This is a genomic window from Lysobacter sp. HA35, from assembly GCF_054061195.1.
The window spans coordinates 2,724,349-2,737,054 of the sequence record NZ_JBSSDY010000001.1; the positions used below are offsets into that span (position 1 = coordinate 2,724,349).

Consider the following 12,706-nt stretch of genomic DNA (forward strand, 5'->3'; position numbering starts at 1 on the left):
CCATTCGCCACGTTCGCCCGACCGCCATGACGCCCATCGACCTGCGCAGCGACACCGTCACCCGTCCCACGCCTGCCATGCGCGGCGCGATGCTCAACGCGGAGGTGGGCGACGACGTCTACGGCGAGGATCCGACCGTTGATGCACTGCAGAACCGCGTCGCGGCGGACCTCGGCTTCGAGTCGGCGCTGTTCACCCCGAGCGGCACGCAGGCCAACCTCATCGCGCTGATGGCGCACTGCGAGCGCGGCGACGAATACATCGTCGGCATGGACGCGCACACCTACAAGTTCGAAGGCGGCGGCGCGGCCGTGCTCGGTTCGATCCAGCCGCAGCCGATCCCGCATGCGGCCGACGGCACGCTGCCGCTGGATGCCGTCGAGCGCGCGATCAAGCCGGTCGACCCGCACTTCGCGCGCAGCAAGATCCTCGCGCTGGAGAACACCTGGCATGGGCGCGTCATGCCGCTTGGCTACCTCGCCGACGCGCGTGCACTCTGCGACCGACGTGGGCTCAAGCTGCATCTGGACGGCGCGCGGCTGTACAACGCGGCGGTCGCGTCGAATGTCGCGCCCGGTGAAATCACGCGGCATTTCGACAGCGTGTCGGTCTGCCTGTCGAAGGGGCTCGGTGCTCCAGTCGGTTCGGTGCTGGCCGGTACGCACGAGCTGATCGAGCGCGCCAAGCGCTGGCGCAAGGTCTGCGGCGGTGGCATGCGACAGGCCGGCATCCTCGCGGCGGGTGCATTGCATGCGCTCGATCATCACGTCGCGCGCCTGGCCGACGACCACCGTCGCGCGGCCACGCTCGCGCGGGAACTCGCCGCGCTCGGCCTGCCGGTGCAGGCGCATACCAACATGGTGTTCGTCGACATTCCGGTCGACCGGCAGGCCGCGCTGAAGGCGCACCTCGCCGAGCGCGGCGTGGTGATCTCGACCGGCTACCTGCCGACGATTCGACTCGTCACGCATCTCGATGTCGACGACGATGGCATCGCGCGCACCATTAACGCGTTCCGCGACTTCAAGTAAGGCTCAACGCGCGAGCCAGCGCACCGCGCGGTCGATTCGCGAGTACGGCGGACGCAACAGGTCGGTCACCGCGAAACGCCGCTGCTCGAACATCGGCAGCAGCTTGCTGAAGGTGTCGAAGCCGGCCTTGCCGTGGATCGCGCCCATGCCGCTGGGGCCGATGCCACCGAACGGCAGGCCCTGCGCGCCGAAATGCAGCAGCGTGTCGTTGACGGTGACCCCGCCGGCGAGGGTGCCGTCGACCAGGCGCTGCACGGTGTCGCGCGATCGGCTGAAGGGATACATCGCGAGCGGTCGTTCGAGCGACGCGACGCATGCGATCGCGTCGTCCAGCGAGTCGTAAGCGAGGATCGGCAGGATAGGGCCGAAGATTTCGTCCTGCATCACCCGCAATGACGGCGGCGGATCGAGCACGAGCACCGGCGGCAGGAGTCGCGTCGGCGCATCGCCGTCGCCGAATGGCGCGATTACCGTCGCGCCGGCCGCGCGCGCTTCGTCGATGTAACCGCGCAAGCGTGCGAACTGCGCGTCGCTGATGATGCGCGTGTAGTCGGGTGTGCTCATGTCGCCGTATCGCGCTTTCAACTGCGCGACGACGGCTTCGACGAACGCATCGCGACGCGCGCGGTCGATCAGCGCGTAGTCCACGCCGATGCAGGTCTGCCCCGCGTTGAACCATTTGCCGGTGGCGATGCGCGATGCCGCGAGCGACACGTCGAAGTCGGGCGCGACGATCGCCGGCGCCTTGCCGCCCAGCTCCAGCGTCACCGGCGTGAGATTCGGCGCCGCGGCGGCCATCACCTTGCGGCCGACTGCAGTCGAGCCGGTGAACAGCAGATGGTCGAACGGCAGCGATGCGAAGGCGCCGCCGACATCCGCGGCGCCGAGCGCGACCGCAACGCGATCGTCGGAAAACACGGCGGCGAGAAGATCGCGCAACCACTCGCTCGTGCGCGGCGTGTGTTCGGACGGTTTCAGGTAGACGTGATTGCCGGCCGCGATCGCACTCACCAACGGCACCAGCGCCAGGTTCACCGGGTAGTTCCACGGCGCGATGACGCCGACCACGCCGACGCCCATCGGCCGCACTTTCGCGCGCGCCGGCCACAGCCGCCAGCCGACCGCCGCACGGCGCGGCCGCGTCCAGCGCGACAGGTGCGCGAGCGCGTGGTCGATCTCGGCGAGCACGACCAGCGTTTCGGCGATCAGGTTCTCGTGCATCGAGCGATGGCCGAAGTCGGCCTGGATCGCGGCATCCATCGTCGACTGCCGCGCGCGGAATGCGGCGCGCAGACGATGCAGGTCGTCGCGGCGCTGCGCGATGCCCGGCTTGTTCGCACGCCACGCGGCGAGCAGGCGTGCATGCGTGGCCGCGAGTTCGGGATTCAGCGTGTTCATGCGCACCGGCCGGCATCGGAAGGCCACAGCCTACAATCGCGGCATGGCGATCCGACCCTATCTCGAACATCTTCCGACCCTCGGCGCGCGTGCGTTCGTCGACGAGGCGGCCACCGTGATCGGCGACGTCGTGCTGGGTGACGACGTGTCGGTGTGGCCGGGCACGGTCATCCGTGGCGACGTCAACTTCATCCGCATCGGCGACCGCACCAACGTGCAGGACGGCACGGTGATCCACGTCAGCCACGACGGCCCGCACGCCAAGCTCGGCGGCTTCGCGACGCGCATCGGCAGTGACGTCACCATCGGCCACAAGGCGATCGTGCACGCCTGCACGATCGAAGACGCGGTGCTGATCGGCATGGGCGCGATCGTGCTCGACGGCGCGGTGATCAAAAAGCACGGCTTCGTCGGCGCCGGCGCGGTGGTGCCGCCGGGCAAGGTGGTCGGCGAGCGCGAGTTGTGGCTCGGCAACCCCGCGAAGATGGTGCGCGTGCTCAGCGATGCCGAAGTCGAGGCGCTGTACTACTCGGCGCAGCACTACGTGCGGCTCAAGGATCGCTATCTCGGCGCTGGCTGAGCCCGCGCGCGGACGGTAGAGTTCACCCGGGGATTCGGGGATGCAAACGATGGACGAGTCATGGGCCGTGGGATCGGCCGGGGACGCGCGCAATCCGTACGCGACGCCAGGCGTCCCGTGTGCTGACGCGCGCCTTGAGCTTGCGAGCCGGTGGCGTCGACTCGCCGCCGCACTGGTCGATCTCTTTTTCGGCGCAGTCACCCTCGTTCCCATCCCCGTGGCGATGTCGATCGCGGGGGGCGGCAATGCGAACGAACCGATCCTAATGATCGCGCCGTTGCTGATGGTCGTATTGCTCGCTGTGAATCTTCTGGGCCTGGAGCGTCGTGGGCAGACGCTGGGGAAGCGGGTATTTCGCATCCGCATCGTCAAGGTCGACGGCAGCCATCCTTCGCTTAGCTCAAGCTTCCTATGGCGCGCCGTCGCTCCGGCCGCGCTGCTCGTATTCGGCACGTTGGCGATCGCTCTGGTTCTTCCGTTCGGGCTCGGCGTCTATTGCATTCCGCTGCTGCTCGTTGACGGCTTGTGGATGCTCGGTCGCGAACGCCGCTGCCTGCACGACCTGCTCGCCGACACGATCGTCGTCCCCGCGCAATGACGTCACCGGCCCGCGGCGCGAACGCGCTGCTCGACACCCACCACGACGTGGTGACGCCGGAAGGCGTCGCGCTGCACCTTCCCGTCGCCGGCCCGGTGCCGCGCGCGCTGGCGTGGGCGATCGACGTTGCGATCCGCATGGCCGTGCTGTTCGCGTTGTCGATGGTGCTCGGGCTGCTGGGCGGCGCGGGCGCCGGCGTGATGGCGGTGATCGCGTTCGTCCTCTACTGGTTCTACCCGGTGTTCTGCGAGGTGCTGTTCGACGGACGCTCGCCGGGCAAGCGTGCGCTGGGCCTGCGCGTGATCGCCGCTGATGGTGCGCCGGTCGGTTGGCGTGCGTCGTTTGCGCGCAACCTGCTGCGCGTGGTCGACATGCTGCCGTTCGGCTATGCGTTCGGTCTCGTCACCTGTTTGGCTGATCCCGCTGCGCGGCGCCTGGGTGACATGGTCGCCGGCACGCTGGTCGTGCATCTGTTGCCCGAAGCCACTGGTGACGCTGCGCCTGCGATTGCACCGCATCCGCCGCGTGTGTCGCTGCGACCGGTCGAGCAGGCGGCGATCGTCGATTTCGCCGAGCGCGCGCCGTTGCTTACCGTGGCGCGTCGCGACGAACTCGCCGACATTGCTGCGCCCCTGGTGAATGCGCGTGGTGGTCACGCGGCAGAAGCGCTGTATGCGATCGCCGCCTGGCTGCTGGGGCGTCGCGCATGAAGCAGGATGCCTTCGTAGCGCGTCATTTCGTCGAATGGGATGCGTTCGAGCAGTGGCTCGACACGCGGGGCGAGAGCGCGCGACGCGCACGTTCCACGCACGATGCGAACGCCATCGACGACAGCGAGATTCCCGCGCGCTATCGGCGCATCACCCAGCAGCTCGCGCTGGCCTCGCGACGCGGCTACAGCGCGCAGGTCACCGGTCGCCTGCAGCAGCTGATGCAGCGCGGCCATGCGGTGCTTTACCGCACGCCGCCGCCGCGCTGGCATCGTATCGCCGCGTTCTTCCTCGCCGGCTTCCCGCGCCTGGTGCGCGAGGAACTCGCATGCATGCTCGCCGCCGCCGCACTGCTGTACGTGCCGATGGTGCTGGTGTTTGCGGCGATCCAGCTCGACCCCGATCTCTCGTCGGCGCTGTTTTCCCCGGAGCAGCTCGCGCAGTTCGAGGCCATGTACGACCCGGCGGACGCCGCGCGCAAGCTCGGTCGCGACAGCGGCACGGACGTCGCGATGTTCGGCTTCTACATCTTCAACAACGTCACCATCGCGTTCCGCACGTTCGCCAGTGGTGCGCTCGCGGCGGTGGGCTCGATCTTCGTGCTGATCTCCAACGGCGTGCTGATCGGCGGCGTCGCCGGGCATCTGCAGGCGGTCGGTCGCGGTGACCCGTTCTGGCGCTTCGTCTGCGGCCATTCCGCGTTCGAACTCACCGCGGTGGTGATCGCCGGCGGCGCCGGCCTGCAGATCGGCCTGCGTCTTCTCGCGCCGGGGCAGCGGCGTCGCATCGATGCACTGGTCGACGCCGGCAAGCGCGGCGCGCTGCTCAGCGCGGGCGCGCTCGCGATGCTGGTGATCGCCGCGTTCCTCGAAGCGTTCTGGTCGTCGATCGGCTGGATGCCCGCAGCGGTGAAGTATTCGGTCGCCGCGGTGCTGTGGTCGCTGGTCGGACTGTGGCTGTGGCGCGGTGGGCGACGTTACCTGCCGGGCGAGCTCGAAGGGCCGTCGACATGAGGATCGACGACCTCACCGTTGCGCTGCGCCCGCGTTCGTTGTGGGAAGCCGTCGAACTCGGCACCGCGCTGGTACGCCGTCACGCGCGTGCGATCTGGCGTCCGTGGCTTGTGTGCACGCTGTTCGCGTTCGCAATCGTCAATGCCGGTGCATGGGCGATCGGGCGGCCTGCACTGGCGATGTTCGTGATGTGGTGGCTCAAGCCGTTGTTCGACCGCATTCCGCTATTCGTGCTGTCGCGCGCCGTGTTCGGCGAAGTGCCGACGACGCGTGCGACGTTGCGCGGCGCATTTCGTGGCGGCGCACGCGCGATGTTCGGTTACCTCACGTGGCGACGCCTGAGCCCGGCGCGTGCACTGCTGATGCCGGTCGACGTGCTCGAAGGCGGGCCGGCATCGCAGGCGGGTGCGCGGCGTCGCGTGCTGGCCGGGCCGGCGTACGGCGTGGCGTCGCTATGCCTGCTGGTGTTCGCGAACTTCGAAGCCGCGCTGGTGTTCGGCTTCGCGCTGCTCGCCTTCCTGTTCGTACCGAACGAATACGTGCAGACCGCATTCGTGCATGTGTGGGAGCACCTGCGCGAATCGCCGGCGTGGCTGCTGCTGATCGAGAACGCGCTGGTGTGGGCGGCCACCTGCATCATCGAGCCGTTCTACGTCGGCAGCGGGTTCGGCCAGTACCTCAACCGTCGCACCGAGATCGAAGGCTGGGACATCGAGATCGCGTTCCGTCGCCTGCGTGCGCGCCTGCTCGCCGCGAGCAGCGCGACGCTGATCGTGATGTGCGCGCTGCTCGCGCCGCGCCCGTCGTTCGCCGCCGAGGGCGGCATGGCGAAGTGCCCGCTGCCCGTGCACGACACCGGCGCGCTCAAGCGCGCATTCGGTGCGCAGTATCGCGACCCGTCGCATTTCGAGTCGGCGGTCGATCGCGCGTTCCAGGATCCCCGCCTGCATCCGCAGCGCAAGATCTCGACGTGGAAGCCCAAGCATCCCGATAAACCGGACCAGCGCCCGCGCCGTCTTCCCGAATGGTTGATCGGCATCGGCAAGCTCATCGCCGCCGCGGGCGAAGGCCTGATGTGGGCGTTGGCCGCTGCGCTGGTGCTGCTGATCGGCTGGCTGCTCTATCGCTGGTGGCCGACGCTCAGGACGCTCGCATCGGATCCGCGCGTGACGGCGGCGCCGGTCGAGAAGGCCGCCGCGCCCGAACCGCAGCCCTTGCCCAGCGACATCGTCGCCAGTGTGCGTCGCCTGTGGAATGACGGCCATTCGCGCGATGCACTCGCGCTGCTGTATCGCGCCGCGGTCGAAGCGATGCTCGCGTCGACCGACCGCGTGCTGCCGCCCGGCGCGACCGAAGCGCAATGCCTGCGCGCATCGCAGGCGCTGCCGGAATCACCGCGACGCGCATTCGCGCGCGTGGTGCGCCTGTGGCAGTACGCCGCATGGGCCGAGCGCCTGCCGTCGCAGGACGACTTCGACGCCGCGCTCGGTGACGCCGCGCTGCAGTTCGGGTGGCGCGCATGAAGCGCCTGCACATCCTGCTGATCGTGCTCGGCGCCGGGCCGATCGTCGCGGTCGGCGCCTGGTGGCTGCACAGCTACAAGCGCGTCGATCAGTGGATCGACATGCCGCGCACCGGCGAAGCCGCGAGCAATCCGCTGTTCGGGCTGCGTGTCGCACTGGAGAAGGACAGTCGACGCGTGCATGCATGGCGACGCCTCGCACCGGATGCGATGCACCTCGCCGCGAATGACACCGTGCTGTACGACGGCGACGTGCGCAGCCTGTCCACACCCGCACGCAGCGCGGTGCTCGACTGGGTGCGCCGTGGCGGCCATCTCATCGTCGCGCTGCCCGAGCCCGACGCCGCGTTCGACGCGTTCACCCGTCGCGACGCGCATCTCGGCGGCGACGCCGAGCATGTCGACGTGCCGCTGCTGGACGACATCGGCGTGCGCGTGCGTCGCGGCGTCGGCGGCTGCGTCGACACCGAAGGCGCGGTGCCGTTCGACCTCTGCCGCACGCGGCGTTTCGATGCGCCGGCCGGAACTTCGCAACACCTTGGCGACGCGGAAGGCGACGTGCTCGCGCGCGTTCGCGTCGGCGCGGGCAGCGTCGACGTCATCGGGTCGCTGGAATTCCTCACTACCGATCACCTGAAGTCTCGCGCCAACGCAGCGTTCGCCGACCAGCTCATCGCCGGTGGCGATCCCCGTGGCGTCGTGCATCTCGTGCACAGCACCGACATTCCGTCGCTGTGGATGACGCTGCTGCGCCGCGGCTGGCCCGTGTGGTTGCCGCTGACGCTGCTGCTCGCAGGCTGGCTGTGGGCGCGCATGCGTCGCTTCGGCCCGTTGATTCCGTCGCCCGCGCTCGAGCGTCGCTCGCTGCTCGAACACGTCGCCGCGAGCGGTGAGCACCACTGGCGCTACGGCAAGGCCGACGTGCTCTACGCCGCATTGCTCGACGCCTTCCACGCGCGTTTGCGACGCCGCGATCCGCAGGCCGCCGCGCTGCAGGGCCACGTGCAGGCCGTCCGCCTCGTCGAGCGCACCGGCGTGCCCGAAGCGCAGATCGTCGACTCACTCACACCTCCCGATCCGCGCGATGCGAAAGCACTCGTCGCGCGCATCGCCACCCTTGTCCGCATGAGAAACCGGCTATGACCGACACCGCTTCCACACCGCTCACCGGCGATGCGCTCGCCGAGGCCGCCACGCGCCTGCGCGATGCGGTGTCCGGCGCATTCATCGGCCAGCCCGAGGTGCTCGAACAGATCCTCCTCGCGCTGCTCGCCGGCGGCCACGTGTTGATCGAGGGCGTGCCCGGCCTCGGCAAGACGCTGCTGGTGCGCGCGCTCGCGCAGGCGCTCGACTGCCAGCACGCGCGCGTGCAGTTCACGCCGGACCTGATGCCGAGCGACATCAGCGGACACGCGGTGTGGGATCCGAAGACCGAAACGTTCTCGATCCGCCGCGGCCCCGTATTCACCAACCTGCTGCTGGCCGACGAGATCAACCGCGCGCCGGCGAAGACGCAGGCCGCATTGCTCGAAGCGATGGCCGAGCGCCAGGTCACCATCGAAGGCCAGAGCTTCGAGCTGCCGCCGCCGTTCATGGCGCTTGCCACGCAGAACCCGCTCGAGCACGAAGGCACGTATCCGTTGCCCGAGGCGCAGCTCGACCGCTTCCTGCTGAAGGTGCTGATCGGCTACCCGTCGCGCGCGGACGAGGTGCGCATGGTCGCAGACGTCAGCCGCGGCGCGGCGAGCACGTTCGACCTGTCCAGCGTGCCGCGCGTGCTCGGTCCGGACGACATCGTCGCCATGCAGGACGCCACCGCGCAGCTGCACGTCGACGACGCGATCATCGACTACGCGGTGCGCATCGCCGCGAGCACGCGCGACTGGGCGGGCATCGCGCTCGGCGCCGGTCCGCGCGGTTCGATCGCGCTGGTGCGTTGCGCGCGTGCGCATGCGGTGCTGGCGGGACGCGACTTCGTGACGCCCGACGACGTGCGCGAGATCGCGCTGCCGGCGCTGCGCCACCGCATCGGCCTGTCGCCCGAACTGCAGCTGGAAGGCCAGTCGACCGACACCGTGCTGCGTGCGCTGCTCGCACGCGTGGAAGCGCCGCGCCAGTGAGCGAACCGCGCGCCCGCTGGCCGCGTCCCGCGCCGCCGCTGCTCGTGCTGCTCGCGATGTGGGCGGCGGTCGGCGTCGCGTTCGTGCTGTCGTTCGTCGACCGCGCGGCGTGGATGTGGGCCGGCGCTGCGATCGTCGCGCTCGCGCTGGTCGACGGCCTGCGCCTGATGCTGCTGCGCGCGCCGCGCGTGCGCCGGCAGATGCCGGAGACGTGGCCCGTCGGCAGCGAAACGCAGGTGACGTTGCTGTTCGACGAGGTCGCATCGCGCCACCTGCGCGCCGACGTATTCGACCTGCATCCCGGCGACTGGAACGTGCGCGACCTGCCACGCCGTGTCGACCTCAAGCGCGGTGTCGAAACCGAAATCGCGTATCACCTGACGCCGCAGGTGCGCGGTGACTTCGCGTTCGACGGCGTGCAGCTGCGCCTGCATTCGCCGTGGCGACTACTGCGTCGTGATGTCATCGCGGGCACGCCACAGAAGGTGCGTGTGTTCCCGAACTTCGCGCCGCTGGCGCGCTTCGCCATGTTCAGTGCGGACCAGGCGTCGCGGCTGGTCGGTGCGCACCTCAAGCGACGTCGCGGCGAAGGCACGGACTTCCACCAGATGCGCGAATACCGCGTCGGCGATTCGATGCGGCAGATCGACTGGAAGGCGACCGCGCGCACGCGCCGGTTGATCTCGCGCGAATACCAGGACGAACGCAACCAGCAGGTGGTGCTGATGCTCGACACCGGTCGCCGCCTGATGGCGCGCGACGACGCGATGAGCCATTTCGACCATGTGCTCGATGCGTCGCTGGTGGTCGCATGGCTCGCATTGCGACAGGGCGATGCGGTCGGCCTGCTCGCGAGCGGTGGCGATGCCGCGTGGGTGCCGCCGCAGCGCGGTCCGACCGCGATCGATCGCCTGTTGCTCGCGACCTATGCGCTGCAGCCGCGTCCGGTCGCCACCGACTTCCTCGCTGCGGCCACCGAGATCGCGCTGCGCCAGCGTCGGCGCTCGCTGGTGATGATGGTCACCAACCTGCGCGACGAGGACATGGACGACGTGCTCGCCGCGGTGCAGCTGCTGCGTCGTCGCCACTTGGTGTGTATTGCCAGCCTGCGCGAAGCCGCACTCGACACTGCACTGAGCGCCGACGTCACCGACCTGCAGGGCGCGCTCACCGCCGGTGCCACTGCGCAGTACCTCGCTCGCCGCGCCGAAGCGCACGACGCGCTGCGCAGCCACGGCGTGTTGGTGCTGGACGTGACCTGCGCGCAGCTGCCGGCCGCACTGGTCGAGAAATATCTTTCGGTGAAACGCGACGGCTTGCTGTAACGCGCGGTTACACGCGGAAGGTCAGGCGTGCACGTCGACGCAGCGTCCGATCAAGCAACGCGCGGTGCGTTCTCGGCAACGTCGTCGAACAGCGCGTTCTCCGCTTCGCGCACCAGGCCCTGGGCATAGATTGCCCACGCCAGATACGCGCGGATGCGCTGGAAGTAGCGATGCCCGAACGGCTCGCGTGCACGCACACGACGCTCGCAGCGGCGCTTCTGCTCTTCGAGGTACTCGCGGATGCGGATGAGCTTCTCGCGTGCACGCGGCACCGACAGGCCTTCGAGCGCGAAGAACGGCAGGGTTTCGTAATGCGGGTGCTTCGACAGCGGCGACTTGTTCCAGTTCACCGCGGCGATCGCCGCGAGCTGGCCCGGCGTGCCGCACTGGCCGCAGCTGCACAGCACTTGCCAGCGCTCGCCGTTGAACTCCAGCGGCGGCTCCTCGCTGCAGACCGCACACGGGTTGATCCAGCGCGCCGCCTCGAGCGGATCGTCCGAGCCGAAGTCGAGCCAGGACGGATCGATGTCGATCACGCGGTCCAGCGGGTTTACGGCGTGCAGATGATCGGGTCGGACGGACATGCATTTCCTCGGGGCAAGGCGATGGCGGCCGATCAAGGCCGGGTCCCCTGTAAGCGCGTCGCCGGCATGGAGCGACCGGCGCGCATTGTCGCCCCCGTTGTGTGAACGGTATGCGGTGGACAATGGCACGATGCGTCGCATGCCGGGCTCGTCCGGCGCATTCCAGCATCCCCGCGGAGATTACGATGCGCCGACCTGCGACCGTCGTCACGCTGCTGCTCGCGGGCGTCACCGCCGGGCTCGCCGGGTGCGAGCCCGAGGCACGTGAAGCATCGACGCCGTCGAGAGCGCTCGATGCAGGCGCGGCACGTCCTGAGAACGGATCCATCGTGGCCGCGGTGCGCGCCCATGCGCAGGCCGCCCAGGTGGACGGCCACGGGCGCGTGGGCCGCGTGCTGCCGGACGACCGCGAAGGCAGCCCGCACCAGCGCTTTCTGATCGCGCTCGATGACGGCACCACCGTGCTGGTGGCGCACAACATCGACCTGTCCCCGCGGCTGGATGGCATCGCCGCAGGCGACGACATCAGCTTCCGTGGCGAATACATCTGGAACCCCAAGGGCGGCACGCTGCACTGGACGCATCGCGATCCGCACGGCACGCATCCCGGCGGCTGGCTGCGCTGGCGCGGCCGCACCTACGACTGAGGCGCGGTCGCGGCTTCGAGTTGCGTGAGCGCGTGCAATGCCTCGTCACGGTCGACGCCGCACATCGACGGCGACGGACGCAGCGATACGCAGACGGCGGGGCGCCGCGGATCGCCGAACAGGCGGCATCGCAATTGGTCGTCGAGTTGCACGCAGGGCACGCCCGCAGGCTTGCCGTTCGGCATGCCGGGGATTGGCGAGCTGATCGACGGCGCGATGCAGCAGGCCGCGCAACCGGCGCGACAGGCGAACGCGTTCATCGCGGGTCGCGGCCTTCGCGCAGCGCGGCGTACACGGGCGCGGTGTCCGGCATTACGCCGTGCCACAAGCGGAAGCTTTCGGCGGCCTGTTCGACGAGCATGCCGAGACCGTCGATGCGTGTCGTCGCGCTGCGCTGCGTGGCCGCGTCGAGGAATGCGCGCGCGGTATCGCCGTAGCCGAGGTCGACGGCCGTCCAGTTGCTTGCGAAGTCGCGTGGCAATGGCCAGTCGATCGATGCGTCGCTGCGTGCCGCCGAGGTGGTGTTGATGACGATGTCGACGCCGGTTTCGTCGCGCACTTCGTTCCATGAGCGCAGCTGCACGCGCGGGTCGTCCAGTCGCGCGCCGAATGCCGCAAGACGCTCGGCCGATCGGTTCGTCATGACGAGCGCCGCAATACCCGCATCGAGCAACGCAGGTGCAACACCGGCTGCCGCGCCACCCGCACCGATCAACAGAACATTCGCGCCATCGAGCACAACGCCATGACGATCGCGCAGATCACGCACCAGCCCGATACCGTCGGTGTTGTCGCCATGCCAACACGCGGCGCCATCGGCATCGTCGACACGCACAAGCGTATTCACCGCACCCGCGCGCTCAGCGCGATCGCTGCGTGTCGCGCACAGGTTGAATGCCGCGACCTTGTGCGGAAGCGTCACGTTCGCACCGCGGCCGCCGTCGTCAGCAAACCGCTGCAATGCGGCAGCGAAATCATCCGGCGCAGCATCGATGCGCGCGTAGTCGAGTTCGACACCGCACTGCGCCGCGAACGCCGCATGGATGTAGGGCGAACGCGAATGCGCGACAGGGTGGCCGAACACGGCGAATCGGTTACGGTGCATCGGTCCTCGCTGCCGGATTCCACGCGTGCGCACCGTACACCACCGTTCCCGCGGCGTCCTCGCCGTTTTCGCC

Annotated in this window: 14 protein-coding genes; 10 read left to right on the top strand and 4 right to left on the bottom strand. The window is 69.2% G+C overall.

All coding sequences use genetic code 11. The features are described from left to right. The first annotated feature begins 26 nt into the window (after positions 1–26). A complete protein-coding gene (ltaE, locus tag ACVWZN_RS13215) occupies positions 27–1,031 on the top strand; it encodes a low-specificity L-threonine aldolase (RefSeq protein ID WP_456954223.1) in 1,005 nt (334 codons plus the stop codon). Between the two features lie 3 nt (positions 1,032–1,034). On the opposite strand, the gene ACVWZN_RS13220 is transcribed toward ltaE, so the two are convergent. Beyond that, positions 1,035–2,429, bottom strand: a complete 1,395-nt coding sequence (locus ACVWZN_RS13220) for an aldehyde dehydrogenase family protein (protein WP_456954224.1) — start codon at positions 2,427–2,429, stop codon at positions 1,035–1,037. 43 nt (positions 2,430–2,472) lie between these two features. Here ACVWZN_RS13220 and ACVWZN_RS13225 point away from each other — a divergent pair, with 43 nt between their 5' ends. Genes ACVWZN_RS13225 through ACVWZN_RS13260 form a run of 8 tightly spaced genes read left to right on the top strand, consistent with a single transcriptional unit; the run spans position 2,473 to position 10,297 of the window. After that, complete coding sequence (locus ACVWZN_RS13225; RefSeq protein WP_456954225.1) at positions 2,473–3,009, top strand: gamma carbonic anhydrase family protein; 537 nt, start codon at positions 2,473–2,475, stop codon at positions 3,007–3,009. 49 nt (positions 3,010–3,058) lie between these two features. Continuing rightward, entirely contained in the window at positions 3,059–3,607 is a 549-nt protein-coding gene (locus tag ACVWZN_RS13230; protein ID WP_456954226.1) for an RDD family protein, read from the top strand. Then, positions 3,604–4,317: an RDD family protein gene (locus tag ACVWZN_RS13235; RefSeq protein WP_456954227.1), complete on the top strand. Its 714-nt coding sequence runs from the start codon at positions 3,604–3,606 to the stop codon at positions 4,315–4,317. The genes ACVWZN_RS13230 and ACVWZN_RS13235 overlap by 4 nt, the downstream gene beginning before the upstream one ends. Next, positions 4,314–5,330, top strand: a complete 1,017-nt coding sequence (locus ACVWZN_RS13240) for a stage II sporulation protein M (RefSeq protein WP_456954228.1) — start codon at positions 4,314–4,316, stop codon at positions 5,328–5,330. Before ACVWZN_RS13235 ends, ACVWZN_RS13240 begins: the two co-directional genes overlap by 4 nt. Beyond that, on the top strand, positions 5,327–6,853 hold the full coding sequence (locus tag ACVWZN_RS13245; protein ID WP_456954229.1) for a DUF4129 domain-containing protein: 1,527 nt from the start codon (positions 5,327–5,329) through the stop codon (positions 6,851–6,853). Before ACVWZN_RS13240 ends, ACVWZN_RS13245 begins: the two co-directional genes overlap by 4 nt. After that, positions 6,850–7,995, top strand: coding sequence for a DUF4350 domain-containing protein (locus ACVWZN_RS13250; RefSeq protein ID WP_456954230.1), 1,146 nt, complete (start codon positions 6,850–6,852; stop codon positions 7,993–7,995). The genes ACVWZN_RS13245 and ACVWZN_RS13250 overlap by 4 nt, the downstream gene beginning before the upstream one ends. Beyond that, positions 7,992–8,972, top strand: a complete 981-nt coding sequence (locus ACVWZN_RS13255) for an AAA family ATPase (protein ID WP_456954231.1) — start codon at positions 7,992–7,994, stop codon at positions 8,970–8,972. Before ACVWZN_RS13250 ends, ACVWZN_RS13255 begins: the two co-directional genes overlap by 4 nt. Before the next feature lie 56 nt (positions 8,973–9,028). Beyond that, complete coding sequence (locus ACVWZN_RS13260; RefSeq protein ID WP_456954769.1) at positions 9,029–10,297, top strand: DUF58 domain-containing protein; 1,269 nt, start codon at positions 9,029–9,031, stop codon at positions 10,295–10,297. 50 nt (positions 10,298–10,347) lie between these two features. On the opposite strand, the gene ACVWZN_RS13265 is transcribed toward ACVWZN_RS13260, so the two are convergent. Continuing rightward, positions 10,348–10,881: a hypothetical protein gene (locus ACVWZN_RS13265; RefSeq protein WP_456954232.1), complete on the bottom strand. Its 534-nt coding sequence runs from the start codon at positions 10,879–10,881 to the stop codon at positions 10,348–10,350. Between the two features lie 185 nt (positions 10,882–11,066). Here ACVWZN_RS13265 and ACVWZN_RS13270 point away from each other — a divergent pair, with 185 nt between their 5' ends. Beyond that, positions 11,067–11,528, top strand: a complete 462-nt coding sequence (locus ACVWZN_RS13270) for a DUF3465 domain-containing protein (protein ID WP_456954233.1) — start codon at positions 11,067–11,069, stop codon at positions 11,526–11,528. Here ACVWZN_RS13270 and ACVWZN_RS13275 read toward each other — a convergent pair. Further along, positions 11,519–11,788 (bottom strand): YkgJ family cysteine cluster protein, encoded by a 270-nt coding sequence (locus ACVWZN_RS13275; RefSeq protein WP_456954234.1) that lies wholly within the window; start codon positions 11,786–11,788, stop codon positions 11,519–11,521. The two genes, ACVWZN_RS13270 and ACVWZN_RS13275, sit on opposite strands and share 10 nt — an antisense overlap. Continuing rightward, positions 11,785–12,633 (bottom strand): shikimate dehydrogenase, encoded by an 849-nt coding sequence (gene aroE, locus ACVWZN_RS13280; protein ID WP_456954235.1) that lies wholly within the window; start codon positions 12,631–12,633, stop codon positions 11,785–11,787. The genes ACVWZN_RS13275 and aroE overlap by 4 nt, the downstream gene beginning before the upstream one ends. Positions 12,634–12,706: the final 73 nt, after the last annotated feature.